This is a genomic window from Ornithinibacter aureus (assembly GCF_009858245.1).
Classification (GTDB): Bacteria; Actinomycetota; Actinomycetes; order Actinomycetales; family Dermatophilaceae; genus Fodinibacter; species Fodinibacter aureus.
This window is the reverse complement of sequence record NZ_VMSB01000001.1, coordinates 1,447,696-1,471,303: the sequence shown is the minus strand read 5'-3', so window position 1 is coordinate 1,471,303 and position 23,608 is coordinate 1,447,696. Positions and strand designations below refer to the sequence as shown.

Sequence of the window (23,608 nt, the reverse complement as noted above, 5' to 3'; positions counted from 1 at the left end):
GGCGCGGGCGGCGGCGCTCGACCGTCAGGGACGCAGGCGCGCGATCCAGGCCTCGACGTCGGCGGAGGTGCGCGGCATCCCCGCCGAGAGGTTCTCGCAGCCGTCCTGCGTGACGAGGACGTCGTCCTCGATGCGCACGCCGGTGCCGCGGAACCGCTCGGGTGCGAGCAGGTCGTCGGCCTTGAAGTACAGGCCCGGCTCGACGGTGAGCACCATGCCCGGGCGAAGCTCGGCGTCCATGTACTCCTCACGCGTCGCGAGGGCACAGTCGTGCACGTCGAGGCCCAGGTGGTGCGAGGTGCCGTGCACCATCCAGCGGCGGTGGTACTGCCCGTGCTCCTTGTCCAGGGTGTCCTCGACCGAGACGCCATCGGGGAGCAGCCCCCACGCGTGCAGGTGTTCGGCGATGACGCGGATCGCGGCCGCGTGGACGTCGGAGAACGTGTTGCCGGGCTTGACCGCGGCGATGCCGGCCTCCTGGGCGGCGTACACGGCGTCGTAGATCTCGCGCTGGGCGTCGGTGAACGTCCCGGAGACCGGGAAGGTGCGGGTGACGTCAGCCGTGAACAGCGAGTCGACCTCGACGCCGGCGTCGATGAGCACGAGGTCGCCCTCGCGGACCTCACCGGTGTTCTTGATCCAGTGCAGCGTGTTCGCGTGGTCTCCGGCCGCGCAGATGCTGTCGTAGCCGACGCCGTTGCCGCGGTGGCGAGCGTGCAGCGCGAAGGTGCCCTCGAGCCACCGCTCACCCCGACCTGCCTCGGCCGCCACGGCGAGCTGGGAGACCATTGCGTCGAAGCCGTGGTGCGTCGCGGCGACCGCGGCGCGCATCTGCTCGATCTCGTAGTCGTCCTTGCACATCCGCAGGTGCGAGATGTCGTGGGCGAGCGCGTCGTCGCTCTCCTTCAGGCCCTCCTGCTCCGCTCCGTTCTCGACGCGGGCGGCATCCAGCCGTGCCGTGAGAGCGAGGTCGGCGTCGCGCACGACGCGCACGGTGATCTCACCGGCATCCTTGGATGCCGCCGCGGCGAACTCGTCGACGTGGCGGGCCGTCAGGCCCAGCTCGAGCTCGATGTCGGCGATGGAGGGCCGGGCGCCGACCCAGAACTCTCCGTAGCGCGAGTCGGCGAAGAACTCGTCGCTGTCGCGGTCGGCGAGGGGCCGGAAGTACAGGACCGCGTCGTGACCGCCGTCGGTGCCGTCGGCGCCGATCACGGGATCGAGGACGAGGACGGCATCGGGCTCACGGTCGGCGCCGAGCCCGGTGAGCCAGGCGAAGGCCGTGTGCGGACGGAAGACGTAGTCGCAGTCGTTGCTGCGCACCTTCAGGCCACCGGCCGGGATGATCAGCCGCTGGCGGGGGTACGCGGCGCTGACCAGTGCCCGGTGTGCTGCAGCCGGGGCCGCCGCGGGGCTCGGCCCGGTCACGGTGGGGCGCCGTGGTGCCCACCCGTCACGCACGAAGGCCCGGAACTCATCGGTCGTCGCCCGGGCGCGGTTGTCTGCCTGCTGCTGTTCCTCGCTCACCCGGCCATGCTCCCACGGCCGGGTCGCGCCGTGTTCTCGTCGTAGCCTGCTGCCATGGGTCAGGACGTCGGCGGGGTCGCGGGTGGGACGCTCGCCGACCGCTTCCGCGCGCACTTCGGCCCTGAGGACCACCTCTACGCGGCGCTCCTCGCACGGATGGCCGACGACTGGGAGGCCGGCGGAGTCACCCGCGAGATCTTCGACGGCTGGCAGGACGCACCGGCGCAGCTGATGCCGCACCTGCGGATGCTCGCCGGGCTCTTCAGGATCGTCCTGCGGGGCGAGGCCCCGCAGCTCGAGGGGTTCTACCCCGCGCTGGGTGGCGCCCTCGACCCCCGCGACGCGTGGGATGCCGTGCGGCCGGCGCTGCAGGCGCACCGTGACGAGCTGCGCTCCAGCCTGGACGTGGCCCCGCAGACCAACGAACCGGCCCGCACCCTGGCCCTGCTCGTCGGGGTGTCCGAGGCGTTGCGCCGACGCGGGCTGCACCGGGTCCGGCTCCTCGAACCCGGTGCCTCCGGAGGTCTCGGGCTGCTCGTGGACCGCTACCGCTTCGTCGGTGAGGGGTGGTCGGCGGGCCCGGTCGACGCGGGCCTGGTGGTGCCGGACTGCGGTGCACCGGGGTTCCGGCCGGAGACCTTCGAGGTCGTCGACCGCCGGGGGTGCGATCTGGCCCCGGTCGACACGGCGGCGGCCGAGGGGGGCGTCTACCTGACCTCCTTCGTGTGGCCGTGGCAGCGTGAGCGCCACGCACGACTCGCGGCGGCTCTCGCGGTCGCGAGGGAGCACCCTGTCGTGGTCGACCGGGCTCCGGCCTCGCAGTGGGTGGCCGAGCGGCTCGCCGAACCGGTGCCCGACGGCGTCCTCACGGTGGTGTGGCACTCCGTCACCCGGATGTACTGGCCTGCCGATGAGACCGCCGCCGTGCAGGACGCGGTCCGGGCGGCGCGAGGGCGGATGCCGCTCGCCCACGTCGCGTTCGAGCACGACTGGGCGGCGGCCGCGGGGAGCGGAACGCCCGGGCTTCCCCGGGTCGAGCTCGACGGGGAGGTCCTGGGCGTCGGGGACCACCACGGCCCGCCCGTACGCTTGTCCCGATGACGTCACCGCCCAGGCCCCACGACCCGCGACGGGTCGACCTCCGGCGACCGCGACGGCCCTCGCCCGAGGTCATCGCCCGGCGCCGGCTCGTCGTCGGTGGGGGCGCGCTCCTCGGGGTGGGGGCGCTGGGCCTCGGGGTTCGCGAGCTGTTCAGTGACGACGCCGCTGCATCCCCGGCGATGCAGACGACGACTGGGCCGACCACCGCACCAGGGTCGACCGGCGAACCCTCCGGTGCCACGGCATCCCCCTCGCCCAGCCCGACGGCGGGCGCCTCAGGCGTTCCCGAGGGCCAGGCCTCGCCGGTGGAGGCGCCGAAACTCGCCAACCGGCTCGAGGAGTACCTGTCGGGGCGCAGCGGGCGACTGGGCCTGGAGATCGTGGACCTGCGCCGCGGGCAGAGCTTTCGCCACGAGGCGAGCGAGGGGTTCTGCTACAGCACCATCAAGGTGCTGGTGCTCACCACGGTGCTCCGCCAGGCGCAGGAGGCCGGTGAAGAGCTCACCGAGCGCGAGCGCGACCTCGCGAGGCGGATGATCACCCGCAGCGACAACGGGGCGACCGAGACCCTGCTCGCCCAGGTGGGGCGCGATGAGGTCGAGCGGGTCGCCGGGCTCGTCGGGATGACGAAGACCCAGATCGACTCGGGGTGGTGGGGCTTCTGGCGAACCGTCCCCGGAGACCTGTCGCTCATGGTGGATGCCGTGTTGTCCTCTGATCGGGTGCTCGACGGGGGCCGTCGCACGATCGCCCGGATGCTCATGGCCGATGTGGTGCCCCAGCAGCGGTGGGGCGCCTTCGCCCCGGAGTCGCGACGCGTGCACGTGGCGGCCAAGAACGGCTGGGGACCCCTGCCCGACGGCTATCGCCTGAACTCGACAGGGTGGGTGAGTGGCGCGGACCGGGAGTACGTGCTGAGCATCCTGTCGCGAAGCACTGCCGGGTTCAGCCACGGTCGGCGCACCATCAACGAGGTCGCCGACATCTGTCATCGGGCGATGGCAGACGGCCTCGCCTGAGTCACTCTACGTCGACCCAGCCCAGGGTCCGCTCGACCGCCTTGCGCCACCCGGCGTAGCCGTCGCGCCGCTGCGCGTCGGTCCACTGAGGTTCCCACCGCTGCGCCTGGGCCCAGTTGGCACGCAGTTCGTCGGTGCCCGACCAGAACCCGGTCGCGAGCCCCGCAGCGTAGGCGGCACCGAGGGCCGTGGTCTCCGGCACGACCGGCTTGGACACCGGCACACCGAGGATGTTGGCCTGCAGCTGCATGCACAGGTTGTTGGCGGTGATGCCCCCGTCGACCTTGAGGGTGGTGAGGGTGACCCCGGAGTCGGCGGCCATCGCGTCGACGACGTCGCGAGACTGGTAGCAGATCGCCTCGAGGGTGGCTCTTGCCACGTGGGCGTTGGTGTTGAAGCGTGACAGGCCCACGATGGCGCCGCGCGCATCGCTTCGCCAGTAGGGGGCGAACAGCCCACTGAACGCCGGGACGAAGTAGACCCCGCCGGTGTCCGGCACGGATGCCGCGAGGGGCTCGACCTCGGAGGCGCCGGAGATGATGCCGAGCTGGTCGCGCAGCCACTGCACGGCGCTGCCGGTCACCGCGATCGACCCCTCGAGGGCGTACACCGGCTTGGCGTCGCCGAAGCGGTAGGCCACCGTGCTCAGCAGGCCGTTGCTGCTGCGCACGAGTTCCTCGCCGGTGTTGAGCAGCAGGAAGTTGCCGGTGCCGTAGGTGTTCTTGGCTTCGCCCGGCGCGAAGCACACCTGACCGACGGTCGCCGCCTGCTGGTCGCCGAGGACGCCGGTGATCCGCACCCCGGCCGCGCCACTGCGGTCCACGGTCGTCATCCCGTAGGCGGTGGCGTCGCTGCTGCTGTGGATGGTCGGCAGCATCGCCCGGGGGATGCCGAAGAAGCCGAGCAGCTCGTCGTCCCAGTCCAGGGTCGTCAGGTCCATGAGCATGGTGCGGCTGGCGTTCGTGACGTCGGTGGCGTGGATGCCGCCGTCCGGCCCGCCGGTGAGGTTCCACACGACCCAGGTGTCGGGCGTGCCGAAGAGGGCGTCGCCCCGCTCGGCGGCGGCGCGCAGGCCCTCGACGTTCTCGAGCAGCCACTGCACCTTGCCCGCGGAGAAGTAAGTCGCTGGGGGCAGACCGGCCTTGCGCCGGATGACGTCCCCACGCCCATCGGCATCCAGTGCCTTGGCGATCGAGTCGGTGCGGGTGTCCTGCCAGACGACGGCGTTGTAGTAGGGGCGACCCGTCCGGCGATCCCAGATGATGGCGGTCTCGCGCTGGTTGGTCACCCCGATCGCGGCGAGGTCGCTCGTGGCCAGGCCGGCAGTGGTCAGGGCGCTGCCGATGACGGCCTGCGTGCGCTCCCAGATCTCCAGGGGGTTGTGTTCGACCCACCCGGCGCGGGGGAGGACCTGCTCGTGCTCGAGCTGGTGGCTCGCCACCGGCATCCCGTCGTGGTCGAAGACGATGAACCGCGTGCTCGTCGTGCCCTGGTCGATTGCGCCGACGAAGTCAGTCATGGGTTGCTGGCACTTCCTTGTGGTCCTCGCCCTGGTGCCCGGTGCGGCGAATCTGCGCACGGGGCAAAGTCGTTCAGGAATCGTGCCACGGACCGCCGAGATCTTGTTACGTTTTCACGGCTGTTGTCTTGTGTGCGCGGGGGAAGCCGGCCCAGAGGGCCGGGGTCGCGCCACCCTAGGGAGGGATCGTCGTGAAGAGTGCTGTCCGTTGGCGTGCGTCCGTCCAGGGAGGGCTGGCCGCCGTGGCCCTGGGCTTCGCCCTGGTGGGCTGGACGCCATGAGTGCCCAGGCTGCCGAGTGCGTGAGCTCGCCCGTGACCGACCCCATCTCGGTGGTGGTCACTCCGGACACCGAGGCGACGTCCTGGGACTTCATCGAGCTGGCGTTGTCGGGGACGATCGCCGACGGGCACTGTGGGGGTGATTCCTTCACCATCGACCTGCCCCCGGGCTGACACCGCTCAGGTGCCCATGACGGTCACCGCCTGCTCGGCCACGTCGCTCACCGCCACCGTGGCATCGACCGCCGCGGGTCAGGTCTTCCAACTTCCGGTCTTCGCCGACGCCACGGGCACTGGCCCGTGGACCGACGAGGGGACGGTCGTGACCCAGGGCGAGACCGAGCCCGTGGACGCCACCGCCTACCGCTACGGCGGCGGTGGCAGCGGCACGGGCGAGACGCCGAGCACGTCACCCACGCCGACGCCGACGGTGTCGGAGTCGCCGTCGTCCTCACAGTCGCCGTCCCCGTCCCCGTCCGCGTCTCCGACGAAGCCGGTCTCCGTGCTGGCTCGGACCGGCGTCGAGCTGACCGCGATCGCGGCCCTGGGCGCTGCCCTGCTGGTGGCCGGCTTCCTGCTGGTCATCGGGTCGCGGATGGCCTCGCGCACCGCGCCGCGCCGACACTGACGATCCCCGCGACCGAGCACGACGTGTGAGGCAACGCACGCGGCACACCCATGGGGTGTGCCGCGTGCACGCTGGGAGGATGGCAGCCCAAGCCCGCCAGCAGGTCAAGGAGTGACGTCGTGCAGTTCGGTCGCAGCTACGAGGAGTTCGAGGTCGGTGCCACCTACAAGCACTGGCCCGGCAAGACGGTCACCGAGTACGACGACCACCTGTTCTGCCTGCTCACGATGAACCACCACCCCCTGCACCTGGACACCAACTACGCGCAGGAGACCACGCAGTTCGGTCAGAACGTCGTCGTCGGCAACTACGTGTACTCGATCCTGCTCGGCATGTCGGTGCCAGACATCAGCGGCAAGGCGATCGCCAACCTCGAGATCGAGAGCCTGCGCCACGTGGCGCCGACGTTCCACGGCGACACCCTCTACGGCGAGACCACCGTGCTCGACAAGTGGGAGAGCACGAGCAAGGACGACCGCGGCGTGGTGCACGTCGAGACCATCGGCTACAAGCAGGACGGCACGATCGTGTGCATCTTCCGGCGCAAGGTCATGGTGCCCAAGGAGAACTACCTACAGGAGCGCGGCGGCGAACAGCCCGGCCGCCCCACACCGGTCCCGGACAAGAACTGGCCGGGACCGGTGTCCCCCGCCTGAGCGGGCTCAGGAGACCTCTACGCTGGTTCGGTGCTCATCGACCTCCACACCCACTCCATCGCGAGCGACGGCACCGAGCCGCCCGCGGTCGTCGTGGGGCAGGCGGTCGCTGCCGGGCTGGACGTCGTGGCGCTCACCGACCACGACACGACGCTGGGCTGGGACGAGGCGACGGCTGCGGCGCGGCGCCACGGCATCCGGCTGGTTCCCGGCATCGAGGTCTCGTGCAGCCGACGTCACCAGAGCATCCACCTGCTCGCCTTCCTGCCCGACCCGACGCACCCCGACCTCGTTGCCGAGCTCGAACGGGCCCGGCACAGCCGCGACACCAGGCTCGACGCGATGGTCGCGAAGATGGCGGCCGACGGCATCCCGGTCACGATCGAGCAGGTCCGTTCGCAGGTGGAACCCGGTGCCACTCCCGGCCGCCCGCACATCGCCGACGCGCTCGTGGCCTCCGGGGTCGTCGGGCACCGCGATGAGGCGTTCGCGCGCTGGCTGGGTGGACGCAGCCCCTACTACGTGGAGCACTACGCTCCCGACCCGGTGCGAGCCGTCGAGATCGTGCGCGCGGCTGGTGGCGTGCCCGTCATCGCCCACCCGCGCTCGGTGAACCGGGGCCGGGTCGTCGCCGACGTGCTCATCGAGGAGATGGCCGCAGCGGGACTGGCAGGGATCGAGGTGGACCACCGCGACCACCCCGCGGATGCCGTGGCGCACCTCGCGGACCTCGCGCGGGCGCTCGGGTTGGTCATCACCGGGTCCAGCGACTACCACGGCACCGGCAAGCTCAACCGGATCGGCGAGCACACGACGTCACCGGCTGCCCTGGAGGTCATCGAGGCCCTGGGCACGGGGACGCCCGTCGTGACCCCCTAGGAGACTGCTGAAGAATCCGCGTGGCGGGGGGCCGGGTTGACCTTGGGCTGGGATCGTTGGGGTCATGCAGGGTGAGGCTGACCGGCAGCGTGATCTGCTGGATGTGGAGTCGTTGGCGGGGCATCTGTTGCCGGCTGGGAGCGTGTTCGCGTTCTTGGCTGAGCACCGCGATGCGTTGTTCCCGCCGGAGCTGTTCACGGACTTGTTCCCCTCGGGGCGGGGCCGCCCCTCGATCCCGCCCGAGGTCATCGCGTCGGTGTTGGTGTTGCAGTCGCTGCACGGGTACTCCGACCGTGAGGCGGTTGACGCGCTCACGTTCGACCTGCGGTGGAAAGCGGCGTGCGGGTACGCGGTCGACGCGTCCGGGTTCCACCCCTCGACGTTGACGTACTGGCGTAAGCAGCTCGCGGCCAGTGAGCGTCCGCAGCGGATCTTCGAGGTGGTGCGTGAGGTCATCACCGCCACAGGAGTCCTGGCCGGCAAGACGCGGCGAGCGTTGGACTCCACCGTGCTCGACGACGCGGTCGCCCGTCAGGACACGGTCACCCAGCTGATCGCGTCGATCCGCCGGGTCACCCGTGAGGTCGACGGTGCCCCGACGCTGGTGTCCGCACACTGCACCCGGTTGGCCGTGGTCACGGGCCAGGACTACACGGCCACGGGCAAGCCGCGGATCGCGTGGGACGACCACGACGCGCGTGAGGACCTGGTCACTGCCCTGGTCAACGACGCCGCGGCGTTGCTGGGCGCGCTCGACACCGACGCCATCGAGGCGGCGGGCGGGAAGCCAGCCGAGGCCATCGCGCTGCTGGCGCTGGTCGCCGGGCAGGACGTGGAACCCGCGCAAGGCTCCGACGGCACCGACGGGCGGTGGCGGATCGCCCGCAAGACCGCACCGGACCGGGTGATCTCCACGGTGGACCCCGACGCCCGGCACGCGCACAAGACGCGGCAGCGTCGCCAGGACGGGTTCAAGGCCCACGTCGTCATCGAGCCCGACACCGGGCTGATGACCAAGGTCGCACTGACCAAGACCAACGGGAGTCAAAACTCCGACGCCGCGGTCGGCGCCGACCTGGTCACCACCGACCCCACCCTGGCCGACGCCACCGACGTGCAGGTCCTGGGTGACTCCGCCTACGCCTCGGGGCCGATGCTCGCCACCCTCGCCGGGCGCAATTGGGAGCCGGTCGTCAAACCCTGGCCGTCGCGGCCCGCGGTCGAGGATGGTTTCACCTTGGACGACTTCACCCACGACAGCGCGGCCGCCACGTTGACCTGCCCGGCCGGGATCACCCGGCGGGTCAGCACTAAAGGCACCGCCACCTTTGGTGCTGCCTGCAGTAGCTGCCCGCTACGTGCCAGATGCACCACCGCCGCAACCGGCCGCAAAGTCAGCCTCGGCGAGCACCATCAGCTCCAACGCGAGCACCGGGCACGCGCTGAGCATCCCGACTTCCAAGCCGTGTACCGCCAGCATCGGCCGATGGTCGAACGCTCCATCGCGTGGCTTACCCGCGGCAACCGGCGCGTGCCCTACCGCGGCGTGGTCAAGAACAACGCCTGGCTGCATCACCGCTCCGCCGCGCTCAACCTGCGCCGCCTTCTCGCGCTCGGGCTGACCCACCAGGACGGGGCCTGGGCGCTGACCTGAAGAAGGGGGCCACGGCCCTTGACAGGCCCCACGCACCGGGCGCAAGGTCGATACGACGGGCAGGACGAACTCGTTGTCGCGCCTTGAGCGCTGACTTTCCATTGCGGCACAGACCGCCTTGAGGTGTCCTGCCCGTCCTCACGAGGAAACCGTCACTCGCACACCGCCTTGTTCAGCAGTCTCCTAGACCACCAGGAACCGCGGGGAGGTCAGGCGAGCTCGTCGAGCACCGCGGGCAGCACCTCGTGCATGTCACCGATGACGGCGTAGTTCGCCTTGGTGACCATCGGGGCGTCGGGGTCGGTGTTGACGGCGATGATCGTCTTGCTCGACGCGCAGCCGGCCCAGTGCTGGATGGCGCCCGAGATGCCGCACGCGATGTAGAGGTCCGGCGCGATCCGCGAACCGGTCTGGCCGACCTGCTCGTGGTGCGGGCGCCAGCCCAAGGACGTGACGACCCGCGAGACGCCGACCGCGCCGCCGAGGCGGTTGGCCAAGGCCTCGACCCCGCCGAAACCCTCGGGCCCACCGGCCCCACGCCCGCCGCCGACGACGACCCGCGCGGCGGTGAGGCCGGTGGCGTCGCCGGTCTCACGGGCCTCGGTGCGCACCACCTGGGCGCGCAGGTCCTTGGGGTCGACGGTGATCGCGAGGGGAGTGACCGTCGCAGCGCCGGGGGAGGGGGCTGCCACCGGCTCGACCGCATGACCGGCCATCGTCATCAGGCGGACCCGGCTGTCGACGGTCGCCCGTTCGAGGGCGGCGCCGCCGACGACCTGCCGCTGGACCACGAGCGGGCTCAGCGACTCGACGGAGACGACGTTCGCGGCCATGCGCAGGTTGCGGCGGGCCGCGACGTGCGCCAGCACCTCGTTGCCGCGGCCCGTACCCGGGGCCACGACGAGGTCGGCCCGGGCTGCTCGGCCGGCTGCCTCGACGACGGCGGCCCACGCGGCTGCGGCGTATCCCCGCTCGAGTGCCGGGTCCTGCGCCGTGTGGATCGCGACGACACCGGCCTCGGCGCAGTCGGCGACGACACCCGGTGCGGGTGTGCCGACGACGACGGCGTGCAGGTCGCCGGCACCCAGGTCACGGGCGAAGGTCAGCGCCTCGCGTGACACCAGTGACGCGGACCCTCCCTCGACCTCGATCAGCACGAGAACACTCATCGCGACACCACTCCCAGTTCGCGCAGGACGGAGACGAGGGCGGGCGCGGCGGCGGCACCCTCACCGATGACGGTCACCTGGCTCGGCGGCGCCTCGGGCACCGTGAGCACCTGACGGCCGGACCCGGCGGCAGACCCTGTCCAGGCCACGGTCTCGACGGGGGCCTTCTTGGCGCGCATGCGCCCCATGACGCTCGGGTACTTCGGCGCGACGCCGCCCTCGAGCACGGTGACCACCGCGGGTAGGTCGACCTCGAACACCTCGGTGCCGTCCGGGCCCTCTCCGCGCAACGTGGCGCGGCCGTCACTGACCTCGACCTGCTGGATGCCCGCGGCGACGGGTCGGTCGAGCAGGTAGGCCAGGCGGACACCCACCTGGAAGTCGCCGGTGTCGGCGGCGTCGTTGCCGAGCAGGACGAGGTCGTAGGTGGTCCCCGCCTCAGCGCGGGCGCGCACCGCCTGGGCGATGGCGTCGGCGACGTCGGCCGGGCCGAGCAGGTCGGCGTCGGCCTCGACGAGGATGCCGTCGGTGGCGCCGACCGCGATGCCCGCACGGATCTGCTCGATGCTGTCCTCGGAACCCACCGACAGCACGGTGACCGTGCCGTCGGAGCCCTCGGTGAGCTGCACCGCGAGCGCCACCGCGGACTCCTCGTGGGCGCTCGTGGTGTACCCGGCGTAGCGGCCGTCGACACGCAGGCCGTCGTCGGTGAGCACGACCTCACCGGTGGGGTCGGGCGCGCGCTTGACGCAGACGAGGACGTTGGTCACGCGAGCCCCCGGATGCGGTTGTTCTCCGGGTCGAACAGGGGCGTCGCGTCCGCGGCGGCCACCGTGACCGGGTAGAGCTCCTCCATGTATGAGACGGCGAGCTCGGTGCCGACGACGGCCTGCTCGGGTGGCAGGAAGGCCATGAGCAGGTGCTTGCCCAGGCTCGGGGCCGAGCCCGCGGACGTCACGTAGGGGTGGTGGCCGTGGCCGTCGGTGAGGATGCCGCCGTCGCGGGTGAGGATCGGCTCGCCGCCGAGCATGTAGCGCTTCACGCCACTGGCGGAGGTGTGGTCATCGACGGTCAGGGTGCACAGCACTGCCTTGGGGGCTTGCTGAGCCTGGGCGATGACGGCGTCCTTGCCGACGAAGTCCTGGTCCTTCCACTTCGCGCGCGACATGCCGGTCTCCATGAGGGTGCGCTCGCTGTCGAGCTCGGCACCGTAGGCGCGGTAGCCCTTCTCGAGGCGGCCGGTCGTGCCGTAGACACCGATGCCGACGGGGACCATGCCGAGCGGCGTGCCGACCTCGAGCAGGCGCTCCCACAGGGCGGCGCCGGCTTCCATCGGCGTGTACAGCTCCCAGCCGTACTCACCGACGTAGGAGATCCGCGACGCGAGGACGTGCAGCGAGCCGACCTCGATCTCACGGCACGTGCCGAACGGGAAGCCCTGGTGCGACATGTCGGAGTCGGTGATGGCGGAGACGATCTCGCGGGCCTTGGGGCCCCAGATGCCGATGGTCGTCCAGCTCGACGTGAGGTCGACGACGACGGCGCCCTCCGGCATCCGGTCACTGAACCACTTCTTGTCGGCCATGCCGTGGGCGCCACCGGTGACCACGCGGAAGTGGTCGTGGGCCAGGCGCATGACCGTGAGGTCGGAGCGGAAGCCACCGGTCTCGTCGAGCACCGGGGTGTAGACGACGCGGCCGATCCTCACGTCGGCCTGGGCGACGATGATGTTCTGCACCGCGGCCAGCGCCTGGGGACCGATGACGTCGAAGATGACGAAGGCCGACAGGTCGACCAGGCCGGCGGTCTCGCGCATCTGGAGGTGCTCGGCGTTGATGATCGGCGACCACCAGCGCGAGTCCCACTCGTTCTCGCGGGGCATGCACGCGTCGCCGAACTTCTCGACGAGCCCGGCGTTGGACTCGTACCAGAACGGGCGCTCCCAGCCGGCCGTCTCGTAGAACACCGCGCCGAGCTCGCGCTCGGACGCGTGCATGGGGGCCAGCCGGATGTTGCGGTTGCTCTCGTACTGCTCGCCGGGGTGCACGATGCCGTAGGTCTTGATGAACGACTCGGAGGTGCGCGCCTTGACGTGCGCCCGGGTCTTCTGGTGCGGGTGGAAGCGCGCGATGTCAGAGTGGCCGAGGTCGATCTCGGGGTTGCCGTGCGTCATCCACTCGGCGACGGCGCGGGCGGTGCCCGGACCCTCCTTGATCCACACGGCGGCCGCGGACCACAGGCCCTTGACCTCGGGCGTCTCGCCGAGGATCGGGTAGCCGTCGGGGGTCAGCGAGAGCAGCCCGTTGATGGCGTAGCGGATCTCGGCGCGCTCGTCGCCCAGGAGCTCGGGCATGAGCTCGAGGGCCTGCTCGAGCTGCGGGTCGAAGTCGTCCTCGGTGAACGGCAGCTCGGTGGGGGAGAGCTTGCTCTGCTCGATGGAGGGGATGTCCTCGGGGTCCCAGAGGATGGCGCGGTGGGCGTAGGAGCCGACCTCCATGTCCGAGCCGTGCTGACGCTCGTAGCAGAAGGTGTCCATGTCGCGAACGATCGGGTAGCTGATCTCACCGGGACGCTCGGTGAGCACCTCGCACGGGCCGACCGAGATCATCTGGTGCACCGCGGGGGTGAGGGGGATGCGGGCGCCGGCCATGCGGGCGATCTTCGGGCTCCAGACACCGCAGGCGATGACGACCGTCTCCGCCTCGATGCGACCCTGGGTGGTCTCGACCGCGCGGATGCGACCCTCGACCACCTCGATGCCGGTGACCTCGACGTTCGGGACGGTCGTCAGGGCGCCCTTCTCGACGGCGCGCTCGCGCATGATCGTGCCGGCGCGCAGGCTGTCGACGACGCCGACGGTCGGGAACCAGGCGGCACCGATGATGACGTTCGGGTCGAGGAAGGGGACCTTCTCGACGACCTGCTCGGGGGTGACCAGCTCGGCGGGGATGCCCCAGGCCTTCGCGCTGCTCATCCGGCGGCGCAGTTCCTCCATGCGCTCCTGCGTGCGTGCGACCTCGTAGCCGCCGGACTCGGTGAAGACGCCCAGCTCCTTGTACTGGCGCACCGAGTCCAGCGTGATGTCGGCGAACTCGCGTGAGTGGTCGACCGGGAAGATGAAGTTGCTCGCGTGACCCGTGGAGCCACCGGGGTTGGGCAGCGGGCCCTTGTCGAGCTGGACGATGTCGGTCCAGCCGAGCTCGGCCAGGTGGTAGGCGAGCGAGTTCCCGACGATGCCGGCGCCGATGATGACGCAGCGGGCGGAAGAAGGAAGGGAGGCCATCCGTGGGAATCCTTTCTGACGGCATCCGGGGTGCGTATGACGCAACCTGACGCTCGATGTGCAACGCGGTCACCAGTGTGGCAGATCACAGGGGGTGTGCCAACACCTCACGCAGCCGCGCCGCCCGAGTGCCGGGTGGCGGACTCGGGCGGCGCGGTGGTGCGGCTGAGGTCGAGCGGGGTCGACCGCAGGGGATGCCGTCGGCTCAGCTGCCGCTGCGGGTGCCGTCGCCGTGCTTGGTCGCGACGACCACCTTGCGCAGCGGGTCACGCAGGGTGGACTCGAAGGTCTCCTCGCGCAGTGACTTCCACAGCGAGACGCACAAGCCGATCAGCACGATGAGGAACGGGAAGCCGATGATGATGACCCCGGTCTGCAGGGCCGACAACCCGTCGGCGAACAGCAGCACCGTCGCTACCGCACCGGTCGCGACACCCCAGAAGACGACCAGCCCGCGCTTGGGCTCCTCGGCGCCGTTCTCGCTGAGCATCCCCATGACGATGGAGGCCGAGTCGGCCCCGGTGATGAAGAAGATCGCGATCAGGAAGACCGCGAGCACGACCGTGACCGAGGACAGGGGGAACGAGCGCAGGGTGTCGAACAGCGTGCTCTCCAGGCCCGACTCGACGAGGGCCGCCATGTCCTTGCCCTCGTTCAGCTGCAGGTCGAAGGCGGCGCCACCGAGGATCGAGAACCAGACGAAGGAGACCAGGGACGGAACCGCGATGACGAAGACGACGAACTGGCGGATCGTGCGGCCCTTGGAGATGCGGGCGATGAACATGCCGACGAAGGGGGTCCAGGAGACCCACCAGGCCCAGTAGAAGATCGTCCAGCCGTTGAGCCACTCGCTGCCACCGAAGACCCCGGTGCGGAAGCTCATGGTCGGCAGGTGCGTGAGGTAGCCGCCGATCGACTCGGTGAACGTCGAGAGGATGAAGACGGTCGGGCCGACGACGAACAGGAAGAACACGAGCAGTCCGGCGGCGATCGCGTTGGCGTTGGACAGCCACTTGATGCCCTTGTCGACGCCACTGACCGCGGAGATGACGAAGCACAGGGTCAGCACGGCGATGACCAGTGCTGCCGCGGTGGTGCCGTACCCCTCGTTGTCGAACACGTTGGCGAGACCGCCGGTGATCTGCAGGGCGCCCAGACCGAGCGAGGTCGCCGAGCCGAACAGGGTCGCGAGGATTGCCAGGATGTCGATCCCGCGGCCGGCTGGGCCGTCGACCCGGTCACCGAGCAGGGGACGGAAGGCGGCGCTGATGAGGTTGCCGTTGCCCTTGCGGTAGGCGAAGTAGGCGATGGCCAGACCGATCACGGCATACATCGACCACGGGTGGAATCCCCAGTGGAAGAACGTGTACTCCATGGCCAGGTGGGCGGCTTCCTCGCTCCCGGGTTCGGCCATGCCCATCGGTGGGGTGTTGAGGTGGGTGAGCGGCTCGGCGACGCCGTAGAACATCAGACCGATGCCCATGCCCGTCGCGAACATCATCGACACCCACGAGAAGGTCGAGAACTCCGGCACCGAGTCGTCGGCGCCGAGCTTGATGTTGCCGTAGCGGGTCGCCGCGAGGAAGACGCTGAACAGCAGGAACGCACCGCTGGTGAGGACGAAGAACCAGCCGAAGTTCGTCGTGATCCACGACAGGGCAGTGCCTCCCGTCTCCCCGAACCCTTCGCTGTCGAGTGAGCCGTAGAGGAGGAAGACCAGGGCCAGGCCCGCGGCAACTCCGAAGACGACCTTGTCCACCCCCTGCCGCCGTCTGCCGTTGCCGTGCTGATCCACGCGTTCGGTGCTCAAGGTGTCTGCCATGAACTCTCCCTCGGTCGTGGTTGCTCACCTCGCAACCTGTCGCGTCCTCCGCAACTGGCATCGAGTGTGACCCCGGTCACCCGGCCCGTCAACCGTTGGGGTCCCGACACGCCGGATGCCGGGGCGCCACGCGTCGTGGCACCCCGGCATCCGGCCCCTCCTGTCCGGTGGGTCAGCCCTTGGTGGAGCTGCCCAGACGGAGGAACTGGAGGTGTTGTTCGTAGTTGTCCAGACAGTCGTGGATGATCTGCCCTCGGCTGTAGCCCATGACGTCGTAGTCCTGACCGCCGGCTTCGAGGTGCACCTCGAGGCGGGCATGGGTGTCGCGGGCCTGGATCATCCGTCCGCCGTACGTGGGGACGGGCCCCTCGGTCAGGACCACCCGGTAGATGAACGGCTCGTCCTCGGACAGCGTGCGCAGGGTGACGGCTGACTGCGCGGCGCCCTCGGGGCCGACCAAATCCGACGAGACCTCGGAATCCACACCGAGTCGTCCGAGTTCCTCGGCAACCTCGTCCAGGGCTGGCCGCACGACGCCCTCGAGATGCGTCTGGGCGTCCGCTCGATCCACGAAGTTGGTCAGCCGAGCCAACCTGGTCTTCCACAGGGATGCCGGTTGGGCGTCGCCGTCACTGCCGCGAGCGGACAGCTTCGCCGACATGGTGTGGGCCCCACTGTCGACCCGGCGACCCTCGCGCCGCAGGGCCTTGAGGAGGCCGAGCATCACGAGGACCAGGACGAAGGCGAAGGGTAGGCCGAAGATGATCGTCGCGTACTGCAGGGCCACGATTCCGCCCACGATGAGCATCGCGATCGTGAGCAGGCCGGTCACGGCTGCCCACAGGATGCGCTGCCACGCAGCGGCGTCCTCGGACCCGGTCTCCAGCCGGCTGCACAGGTTGGCCATGACGAGCGCACCGGAGTCGGCCGAGGTGACGTAGAAGAGCAGACCGACGAAGACGGCGAGGGCGATGACGACGTTGGCCGCCGGGTACCCCTTGAGGAGCTCGTAGAACCCGGCTCCGGTGAAGTCCTGGGCGAGGGTCGCGAACTCGGCGTCCCCGCCGCGGATCCGCTCGATGGTGGCGTTGCCGAAGATCGAGATCCACATGACGATGTAGAGGAACGGGATGATCATCGTGCCGGCGACGAACTGGCGGATCGTGCGCCCGCGCGAGATGCGCGCAAGGAACAGCCCGACGAACGACGCCCAGGCAACCCACCAGGCCCAGAAGAACAGGGTCCAGGAGCTCATCCACTCGGCGTTGTCGATGAACGGGAAGGTCTCCATCGTCTTGGCCGGGAAGGAGCGGGCGAAGTCGCCGACGTTGGCGACGACGGCGTTGAGGATGAAGCTCGTGTTGCCGGTGGCGAGGATCCAGCCGGCCAGCCCGAGGGCCAGGAGGACGTTGAGCTGGGAGAGGAACCGGATGCCCTTGTCGACCCCGGTCGTCGCCGACACGGCAGCCATGATGACGGCGAGCGCGGCGAGGGCGATCTGCGCGCCGGTGCCGACCGAGACCCCGAACAACAGGTTCAGGCCGACGTTGAGGAAGACGACGCCGATTCCGAGCGAGGTGGCGACGCCGAAGATCGTGCCGAGCACAGCCGCCGTGTCGACCGCGTGGCCGATGGGCCCTTCGATGCGGCGACCGAGGATCGGCTGGAGCGCCGAACGGACGGCCAGAGGTAGCCCCATGCGGTGACAGAAATACCCCAGGGCTATTCCCATGAGGGCATACATGCCCCACCCGGTGATGCCGTAGTGGAACAGCGTCCACACCGTCGCGTCACGGGCAGCCTCGACGGTCTCGGCCTCGAGGACGGGAGGAGCCATGTACTGGCTGGCCGGCTCGACGACGGAGTAGAACATGACGTCGGTGCCGATACCCGCCGCGAACAACATCGAGGCCCAGGCGAAGGTGGAGAACTCGGGGCGCGAGTGGTCCGGGCCCAACCGGATGTGGCCGTACCGCGACACCCCGAGGTAGAGCACGAAGACCAGGACGGCGGTCGCGAGCAGGACGTAGAACCAGCCGAACCACTCGGTGACCCAGGCCGTCACCGACCCGAGGGCGCTCTCGGCAGAGGTAGGGGCAGCCAGTGCCCAGATCGCCATGACGAGCACGCCGATCAGGGAGGCAGCGAAGACGGGAACACGGACCGGCGGTCCGGCCACGGCGCGGGCTCGAGCGTCGTTGCTCATGAGACCTCCAGGGATTGTCGCGGTGGGGATGCCCGTGAGTGGGGACTCAGGTGGCCTTCGTGGGGGCGTGGAGCGGGCTGCCCGCGCGGTGGTTGTACCACGGCGCGTCGGACGGCGGGAGGGGGGTGTTTCCCGCGATGAGGTCAGCCGCCTTCTCGGCGAGCATGATGACCGGGGCGTAGATGTTGCCGTTGGTCACGTAGGGCATGGCGCTGGCGTCGACGACCCGCAGGCCCTGGGTGCCGTGCACCGCCATGGTGAGCGGGTCGAGCACGGACATGTCATCGACGCCCATGCGAGCGGTGCAGCTCGGGTGCAGGGCGGTCTCGGCGTCCTTGCGGACCCAGTCGAGGATCTCCTCGTCGGTCTCGACGCTCGGGCCGGGAGAGATCTCACCGTCGTTGAACGGGTCCATCGCGCTCTGCCCGAGGATGTGGCGGGCGACGCGGATCGATTCGACCCACTCGCGACGATCCTGGTCGGTGGACAGGTAGTTGAAGCGCATCGCCGGCTTGTCCATCGGGTTGGTGCTCGTGATCTTGATGGTGCCGCGGGCGTCGGAGTACATCGGGCCGATGTGCACCTGGTAGCCGTGGCCCTTGATCGGGCTCGACCCGTCGTAGCGGATGGCGATCGGCAGGAAGTGGAACATCAGGTTGGGGTAGTCGACGTCGTCGTTGCTGCGCACGAAGCCACCACCCTCGAAGTGGTTGGTCGCGCCCAGGCCCTTGCGGAAGAAGAGCCAGTCGGCGGCCAGCTTGGGCCGGTTGTGGTACTTCAGCCCCGGTGCGATGGACACCGGTTGCTTGCTCGCGTACTGGATGTAGACCTCGAGGTGGTCCTGGAGGTGCTCGCCGACCCCCTTGACGTCGGCCACCGGCGTGATGCCGAGTGCCTTGAGCTCGTCGGCGTTGCCGACCCCGGACAGCTGGAGCAGCTGCGGGGTGTTGATCGCGCCACCGCAGAGCACGACCTCGCCCGCCCGGACGGTGTGGGTGGCTCCGAGCTGGGTGTACTCGACCCCGACCGCCCGGGTGCCCTCGAAGAGGATCCGGGTGGTCATGGCCAGGGTGCGCACGTGCAGGTTCGGACGGTTCATGACCGGGTGCAGATAGGCGCGGGCCGCGGACCACCGACGGCCGCGGTTGATGTTGCGGTCGAACTTCGCGAAGCCCTCCTGCCGGTAGCCGTTGACGTCATCGGTGAGGGGATATCCCGCCTCGACGGCCGCGGCGAAGAAGGCACCGAACAGCGGGTTGGTGGCGGGTCCACGTTCCAGGATGAGCGGGCCGCTGCCACCGCGCCACTCGTCGGCGCCGGCGCGGCAGGTCTCCATCTTCTTGAAGTAGGGCAGGCAGTGGGCGAAGTCCCAGGACTCCATGCCCGGGTCGGCGGCCCAGCGCTCGTAGTCCATCGGGTTGCCCCGCTGGAAGATCATCCCGTTGATCGAGCTCGACCCACCGAGCACCTTGCCGCGGGCGTGGTAGATCCGACGGCCGTTCATGTGCGGCTCGGGCTCGGACTCGTACTTCCAGTCGTAGAACCGGCTGCCGATGGGGAACGGCAGCGCCGCCGGCATGTGGATGAACGGGTCGATCTTCAGGTCGGCCCGGCCGGCCTCGAGGACCAGCACCGAGGTCCCGGCGTCGGCCGACAACCGGTTGGCGATGACGCACCCGGCGCTGCCGCCGCCGACGACGACGACGTCGACCCGGTCCGGTGCCGCACCCAGCGTCGTCCTGGCCAGCGCCTCACTGGCGCGATCCGGCATCCGAAGTTTCATGTCCACCATCCTGAGGGGGCGGGCGCGGTGTTGCGCCACACGTGTTTGGTCTCCTGGTACTCCTCGAGGCCGAGCTCACCGAGCTCACGCCCGATGCCGGACTGCTTGTAGCCGCCCCACTCCGCCTGGGCGACGTAGGGGTGGTAGTCGTTGATCCAGACCGTGCCCATCCGCAGGCGGCGGGCGATGCGGTCGGCCCGGGACTGGTCGGTGGTCCAGATGGCGCCCGCGAGCCCGAAGATCGAGTCGTTCGCCAGCGTGACCGCCTCGTCCTCGGTGGTGAAGGTCTCGACGGTCAGCACCGGCCCGAACGACTCCTCCTGCACGATGCTCATGTCGCTGCGGCACCGGTCGAACACGGTGGGCGGGAAGTAGTAGCCGTCAGCGAGGTCACCCTCGGTCGCGCGCTCGCCACCCAGGCGCAGCCGGGCGCCCTCGGCGATCCCCGTGGCGACGTAGGCCTCCACCTTGCGCAGGTGGGCCTCGCTCGTCAGCGGCCCGGTCTGGGCCGCGTCGTCGAACGGGCCGCCGAGCCGGATGCCGCGGGCGCGCGCGATGATCTCGTCGACGAACTCCTCGGCGATGGACTCCTCGACGATCAGCCGCGCCCCGGCGGAGCAGACCTGGCCGGAGTGCAGGAAGACCGCGGTCATCGCGTTGTCGAGGGCTGCCTCGCGATCGGCGTCGGCGAAGACGATGTTGGGGTTCTTGCCGCCGAGTTCCAGCGCCACCCGCTTGACCGTCGGTGCGGCCGCCGCCATGAGGTGTCGCCCGACAGCCAGGCTGCCGGTGAACGAGACCAGGTCGACGCGGGGGTCGCTGGACAGCGGCCCGCCGCAGCCGGCGCCGGTGCCGAGCACGAGGTTCGCGACTCCTGCGGGCACGCCGGCCTCGTCGAGGATGCGGATCAGGTGCACGCTGGAGTGCGGGGTGATCTCGCTGGGCTTGAGCACGAAGGTGTCGCCGGCCGCGAGTGCCGGGGCGACCTTCCAGCTGGCCTGCAGGAGGGGGTAGTTCCACGGCGTGATGAGGGCACACACGCCGATCGGTTCCTTGCGGATCGTGCTCTCGACACCCTCGCGCCCGACGTCGGCGACGCGACCGGCATCGGATGCCGTGGACGCGACCTTCGCGTAGTGGCGAAAGACCGAGACGACGTCCGCGACGTCGTACTCGGCCTCGACGTAGCGCTTGCCGGTGTCGAGCGCCTCGGCGCGGGCGATCTGCGCCGAGTCGCGCTCGAGGAGGTCGGCGACCCGGGAGAGCACCTCGCCCCGTGCCGACGTCGGCATGGTCGGCCACTCGCCGTCGTCGAAGGCGGCGCGGGCTGCGGCGATGGCGGCGAGGGTGTCGACCTCGCTGGCCTCGGCGACGGTGGCGACGAACGAGCCGTCTGCGGGGCAGCGGATGTCGCGTGTTGCGCCGTCCGCAGCCGGTCGCCATTGACCGTCGATGAACAGCTCCGCCACGGCACCTCCCACTGGTTGCACCACGTGCAACATCGATGTGATGTGCGCAACACAATGGTGCAGGCGCGGGCACCGGTCAAGCGGCGGCCATTCAGCGGTGTCGCGACGCGCTGCCCGCTGAGTGCGCTCAGCGCTCCGGCGGAACGTGTGCCAAGAGGCCGCTGATCTCGGTCGTGGCGGTGCGCACGAGGGGCACGATCTCGGCGATCCGGTCTTCGTCGAAGCGGAAGGAGGGGCCGGACACGCTGACGGAGGCGACGACGTCACCGTGCGCGTCCCGCACGGGAGCTGCCACCGCCGTCAGGCCGACGTCGAGTTCGTCGGTGGCGATGGCGAAGCCCTGCTCCCGCACGAGGGCGAGTTCACTGTCCAGCCGCGTCCGGTCGGTGACGGTCGACGGCGTGTAGGCGATGAGCTCGCCGAGCACGCGCGTCAGGTCCGCGCCCTCGAACTCGCTGACCAGGACCTTGCCGTTGCTCGTCGCGTGGATGGGGATGTGCTGCCCGACCCAGTTGTAGGACGACAGCGTCGACGTGCCCGACACCTGGTCGACGTAGAGCACCGCTCCGCCGGCCAGCACGGCGAGGTTGACCGTCTCCCCGGTCTCCGCGGCCAGCCGCCTGCACACGGGCCTCGCCTCCTGGGTGAGGTCGAGTCGTGCGGTCGTGGCCCCGGCCAGCTTCAGCACCCCGACACCCAGCCGGTAGGCACCGCGTTCCTCGACCTGCTCGACGAGCCGCCGCCGTTCGAGTGCTGCGACGAGCCGACTGGCCGTCGACTTGTGGACCCCGAGGTCGCGCGCCAGCTGGGTGACACCCGCCGTGCCGTGCACTGCGAGGAGTTCGAGGATCGTGACCGCGCGGTCGACCGACTGCACGGTGCCCGACGGTGATCGGCTTGTGGTGCGCATGGCGGAACAGTATCGGGGGGTTCGGCTCGGCCGTCTAGCGTGGGGCCATGACCAGCACCCCCGCCACCACTGCGGCCGCCCCGACCACGGATGCCGTTCTCGTCCTGTCCTGCCCCGATCAGCGCGGCATCGTCGCCGCAGTGTCGGCGCTGCTGTTCGACCACGGTGCGAACATCGAGGAGTCGCAGCAGTTCGACGACGTGCGCACCGACCAGTTCTTCATGCGGATCCGCTTCTCGGTCTCCGCCGGGGGCCCGGACGTCGGGCGCTGGCGCGAGCTCTTCGCCGACGTCGCCGCGCGCTTCGACATGCAGTGGCAGATTCGCGGCGTCGCCGACCCCTACCGTGCCCTGATCATGGTCAGCCGTTTCGGGCACTGCCTCAACGACCTGCTCTTCCGCTGGCGTTCCGGTGCGCTGACGATGGACATCCCGGCGGTGGTGTCCAACCACCGCGACCTCGAACCACTCGTGACGTCGTACGGCATCCCGTTCCACCACGTCCCGGTCACGGCGGACACCAAGGCGCAGGCGGAGGCGCGCCTGCGCGACATCGTCGCCGAGCACGACGTCGACCTCGTCGTGCTGGCCCGCTACATGCAGGTGCTCTCCGACGACCTGTCACGTGACCTGTCCGGCCGGGTCATCAACATCCACCACTCGTTCCTGCCCTCGTTCAAGGGCGCCAAGCCCTACCACCAGGCGTTCGCGCGGGGCGTCAAACTCGTCGGGGCGACGGCCCACTACGTGACGGCGGACCTCGACGAGGGGCCGATCATCGACCAGGACGTCGTGCGCGTGGACCACCGGATGGCCGCCGAGGACCTCGTTCGTGCCGGCGAGGAGGTCGAGTCACGTGTGCTGGCGCGCGCAGTGCGCTGGCACTGCGAGTCGCGGGTGCTGCTCAACGGCGACCGGACGGTCGTCTTCAGCTGACGCGCACGCCGTCGGGCCGGAGCCCGACTCCTCGACCGGGGCCGGAAGGTCTCAGGCGTGGCGGTGCGGCAGGTGCAGGTGCAGCCGCACGTGCCGTAGGTGGCGACGCCGTCGCGGCCGCGGGGTGACCGGGGTGCGCTCGACGGACGTGGGGGTCAGGGATGCGGCGATGCCGGGCGTGATCATGTGCATGTCCCTCAGGAGGACGGCGGGGCTTGTTTGATACCGGCGGGTGGGCGGTATCCATCCAAGGCCGAGGAACTGACCTGTGGACAACTCGGAGCGGTCATCGAGAGTTGGCAGGGTGGTGCCCATGAGCTTCCACGACCTTCCCGAGAACTGGCGCGACCTCCCCCTCGACACTCCCGGCCTGGCGGCAGACGTCGCCGATCTGGTCGTGGGGGATGAGGATCGATCCAACGGCTGCGTCGGTCTGATCCTGGTGGGGCCCGACCGTCGGATGACGCAGCCGTGCCTCGTCAACGACGTCGACGAAGCGGTGGAGCCCCAGGAGTTCTTACCTTTCCTCACCCAGGTGTGCGGCATGGTCGCGGACACCGACGGCTCGCTGATCTTCGTGCGCGGCCGCCCGGGTTCGGCCCTGCTCACCGACGTCGACCGACGTTGGCACCAGATGGCCATCAACGCCTGCCGGGATGGTGGCGGCACGCTCCTTGGTGCCTTCCTCGCCACCGACTCAGGAGTTCGGGCATTTCCGCAGGCATGGACCGGTGTGCGCGCATCGTGATGGGTCGTGGGAGCCATGCG

General features: G+C 70.1%; 20 protein-coding genes. 9 read left to right on the top strand and 11 right to left on the bottom strand.

All coding sequences use genetic code 11. The features are described 5' to 3' along the window. Positions 1-24 precede the first annotated feature (24 nt). Complete coding sequence (locus C8E84_RS06915; RefSeq protein WP_159900680.1) at positions 25-1,527, bottom strand: aminopeptidase P family protein; 1,503 nt, start codon at positions 1,525-1,527, stop codon at positions 25-27. Between the two features lie 54 nt (positions 1,528-1,581). Between C8E84_RS06915 and C8E84_RS06910 the strand changes: the two genes are divergently transcribed. After that, positions 1,582-2,628, top strand: coding sequence for a DUF2332 domain-containing protein (locus C8E84_RS06910; RefSeq protein WP_159900678.1), 1,047 nt, complete (start codon positions 1,582-1,584; stop codon positions 2,626-2,628). Continuing rightward, a complete protein-coding gene (locus C8E84_RS06905; RefSeq protein ID WP_159900676.1) occupies positions 2,625-3,647 on the top strand; it encodes a serine hydrolase in 1,023 nt (340 codons plus the stop codon). The genes C8E84_RS06910 and C8E84_RS06905 overlap by 4 nt, the downstream gene beginning before the upstream one ends. 1 nt (position 3,648) lies before the next feature. Here the strand turns inward: C8E84_RS06905 and glpK are convergent, their stop codons facing one another. Beyond that, positions 3,649-5,166, bottom strand: a complete 1,518-nt coding sequence (gene glpK, locus C8E84_RS06900; RefSeq protein ID WP_159900674.1) for a glycerol kinase GlpK — start codon at positions 5,164-5,166, stop codon at positions 3,649-3,651. A 277-nt stretch (positions 5,167-5,443) separates the two neighbouring features. Between glpK and C8E84_RS06895 the strand changes: the two genes are divergently transcribed. The 5 genes from C8E84_RS06895 (at position 5,444) to C8E84_RS06875 (ending at position 9,263) form a co-directional block, all read left to right on the top strand. Continuing rightward, entirely contained in the window at positions 5,444-5,620 is a 177-nt protein-coding gene (locus C8E84_RS06895) for a hypothetical protein (RefSeq protein ID WP_159900663.1), read from the top strand. 10 nt (positions 5,621-5,630) lie between these two features. Beyond that, positions 5,631-6,074 (top strand): hypothetical protein, encoded by a 444-nt coding sequence (locus tag C8E84_RS06890; RefSeq protein WP_159900661.1) that lies wholly within the window; start codon positions 5,631-5,633, stop codon positions 6,072-6,074. Between the two features lie 50 nt (positions 6,075-6,124). Continuing rightward, positions 6,125-6,730 carry a MaoC family dehydratase gene (locus C8E84_RS06885; RefSeq protein ID WP_343041491.1) on the top strand — a complete coding sequence of 202 codons (606 nt, stop codon included), beginning with the start codon at positions 6,125-6,127 and terminating at the stop codon, positions 6,728-6,730. 30 nt (positions 6,731-6,760) lie between these two features. Next, positions 6,761-7,609, top strand: a complete 849-nt coding sequence (locus C8E84_RS06880) for a PHP domain-containing protein (RefSeq protein ID WP_159900657.1) — start codon at positions 6,761-6,763, stop codon at positions 7,607-7,609. Between the two features lie 64 nt (positions 7,610-7,673). Then, positions 7,674-9,263: an IS1182 family transposase gene (locus tag C8E84_RS06875; protein WP_159900655.1), complete on the top strand. Its 1,590-nt coding sequence runs from the start codon at positions 7,674-7,676 to the stop codon at positions 9,261-9,263. 209 nt (positions 9,264-9,472) lie between these two features. Here C8E84_RS06875 and C8E84_RS06870 read toward each other — a convergent pair whose 3' ends face one another. The 8 genes from C8E84_RS06870 to C8E84_RS06835 all read right to left on the bottom strand — a co-directional run bounded on the left by C8E84_RS06870 (position 9,473) and on the right by C8E84_RS06835 (position 21,905). Continuing rightward, positions 9,473-10,432, bottom strand: coding sequence for an electron transfer flavoprotein subunit alpha/FixB family protein (locus C8E84_RS06870; protein WP_159900653.1), 960 nt, complete (start codon positions 10,430-10,432; stop codon positions 9,473-9,475). Further along, positions 10,429-11,202, bottom strand: coding sequence for an electron transfer flavoprotein subunit beta/FixA family protein (locus C8E84_RS06865; protein WP_159900651.1), 774 nt, complete (start codon positions 11,200-11,202; stop codon positions 10,429-10,431). Before C8E84_RS06865 ends, C8E84_RS06870 begins: the two co-directional genes overlap by 4 nt. Beyond that, on the bottom strand, positions 11,199-13,715 hold the full coding sequence (locus C8E84_RS06860) for a GcvT family protein (RefSeq protein WP_159900649.1): 2,517 nt from the start codon (positions 13,713-13,715) through the stop codon (positions 11,199-11,201). The genes C8E84_RS06865 and C8E84_RS06860 overlap by 4 nt, the downstream gene beginning before the upstream one ends. Before the next feature lie 205 nt (positions 13,716-13,920). After that, complete coding sequence (locus C8E84_RS06855; RefSeq protein WP_159900647.1) at positions 13,921-15,537, bottom strand: BCCT family transporter; 1,617 nt, start codon at positions 15,535-15,537, stop codon at positions 13,921-13,923. 172 nt (positions 15,538-15,709) lie between these two features. After that, on the bottom strand, positions 15,710-17,743 hold the full coding sequence (gene betT, locus C8E84_RS06850) for a choline BCCT transporter BetT (RefSeq protein WP_159900645.1): 2,034 nt from the start codon (positions 17,741-17,743) through the stop codon (positions 15,710-15,712). Positions 17,744-17,789: 46 nt separating this feature from the next. Further along, positions 17,790-19,514 (bottom strand): choline dehydrogenase, encoded by a 1,725-nt coding sequence (betA, locus tag C8E84_RS06845; protein ID WP_159904588.1) that lies wholly within the window; start codon positions 19,512-19,514, stop codon positions 17,790-17,792. A gap of 8 nt (positions 19,515-19,522) precedes the next feature. Further along, positions 19,523-21,028 carry an aldehyde dehydrogenase family protein gene (locus C8E84_RS06840; protein ID WP_211675423.1) on the bottom strand — a complete coding sequence of 502 codons (1,506 nt, stop codon included), beginning with the start codon at positions 21,026-21,028 and terminating at the stop codon, positions 19,523-19,525. A 94-nt stretch (positions 21,029-21,122) separates the two neighbouring features. Next, positions 21,123-21,905, bottom strand: coding sequence for an IclR family transcriptional regulator (locus tag C8E84_RS06835; RefSeq protein ID WP_159900643.1), 783 nt, complete (start codon positions 21,903-21,905; stop codon positions 21,123-21,125). A 47-nt stretch (positions 21,906-21,952) separates the two neighbouring features. Between C8E84_RS06835 and purU the strand changes: the two genes are divergently transcribed. Beyond that, a complete protein-coding gene (gene purU / locus C8E84_RS06830) occupies positions 21,953-22,840 on the top strand; it encodes a formyltetrahydrofolate deformylase (RefSeq protein WP_159900641.1) in 888 nt (295 codons plus the stop codon). Positions 22,841-22,891: 51 nt separating this feature from the next. Here purU and C8E84_RS18345 read toward each other — a convergent pair whose 3' ends face one another. Continuing rightward, positions 22,892-23,026: a hypothetical protein gene (locus C8E84_RS18345; protein ID WP_281348920.1), complete on the bottom strand. Its 135-nt coding sequence runs from the start codon at positions 23,024-23,026 to the stop codon at positions 22,892-22,894. 127 nt (positions 23,027-23,153) lie between these two features. Between C8E84_RS18345 and C8E84_RS06825 the strand changes: the two genes are divergently transcribed. Then, the gene (locus tag C8E84_RS06825; protein ID WP_159900639.1) at positions 23,154-23,588 is read left to right on the top strand and encodes a hypothetical protein; all 435 of its coding nucleotides are present in this window, start codon (positions 23,154-23,156) and stop codon (positions 23,586-23,588) included. The last annotated feature ends 20 nt before the right edge of the window (positions 23,589-23,608 follow it).

Excerpts from the sequence above, each read along its gene's own strand:
- C8E84_RS06875 (WP_159900655.1), top strand. The coding sequence starts at position 7,674 with ATGCAGGGTGAGGCTGACCGGCAGCGTGATCTGCTGGATGTGGAGTCG.
- C8E84_RS06860 (WP_159900649.1), bottom strand. The coding sequence starts at position 13,715 with ATGGCCTCCCTTCCTTCTTCCGCCCGCTGCGTCATCATCGGCGCCGGC.
- C8E84_RS06855 (WP_159900647.1), bottom strand. The coding sequence starts at position 15,537 with ATGGCAGACACCTTGAGCACCGAACGCGTGGATCAGCACGGCAACGGC.
- C8E84_RS06870 (WP_159900653.1), bottom strand. The coding sequence starts at position 10,432 with ATGAGTGTTCTCGTGCTGATCGAGGTCGAGGGAGGGTCCGCGTCACTG.
- purU (WP_159900641.1), top strand. The coding sequence starts at position 21,953 with ATGACCAGCACCCCCGCCACCACTGCGGCCGCCCCGACCACGGATGCC.
- C8E84_RS06910 (WP_159900678.1), top strand. The coding sequence starts at position 1,582 with ATGGGTCAGGACGTCGGCGGGGTCGCGGGTGGGACGCTCGCCGACCGC.
- C8E84_RS06825 (WP_159900639.1), top strand. The coding sequence starts at position 23,154 with ATGAGCTTCCACGACCTTCCCGAGAACTGGCGCGACCTCCCCCTCGAC.
- C8E84_RS06905 (WP_159900676.1), top strand. The coding sequence starts at position 2,625 with ATGACGTCACCGCCCAGGCCCCACGACCCGCGACGGGTCGACCTCCGG.
- C8E84_RS06895 (WP_159900663.1), top strand. The coding sequence starts at position 5,444 with ATGAGTGCCCAGGCTGCCGAGTGCGTGAGCTCGCCCGTGACCGACCCC.
- C8E84_RS18345 (WP_281348920.1), bottom strand. The coding sequence starts at position 23,026 with ATGATCACGCCCGGCATCGCCGCATCCCTGACCCCCACGTCCGTCGAG.
- betA (WP_159904588.1), bottom strand. The coding sequence starts at position 19,514 with ATGCCGGATCGCGCCAGTGAGGCGCTGGCCAGGACGACGCTGGGTGCG.
- C8E84_RS06840 (WP_211675423.1), bottom strand. The coding sequence starts at position 21,028 with ATGTTGCACGTGGTGCAACCAGTGGGAGGTGCCGTGGCGGAGCTGTTC.
- betT (WP_159900645.1), bottom strand. The coding sequence starts at position 17,743 with ATGAGCAACGACGCTCGAGCCCGCGCCGTGGCCGGACCGCCGGTCCGT.
- C8E84_RS06885 (WP_343041491.1), top strand. The coding sequence starts at position 6,125 with ATGGGGTGTGCCGCGTGCACGCTGGGAGGATGGCAGCCCAAGCCCGCC.
- glpK (WP_159900674.1), bottom strand. The coding sequence starts at position 5,166 with ATGACTGACTTCGTCGGCGCAATCGACCAGGGCACGACGAGCACGCGG.
- C8E84_RS06835 (WP_159900643.1), bottom strand. The coding sequence starts at position 21,905 with ATGCGCACCACAAGCCGATCACCGTCGGGCACCGTGCAGTCGGTCGAC.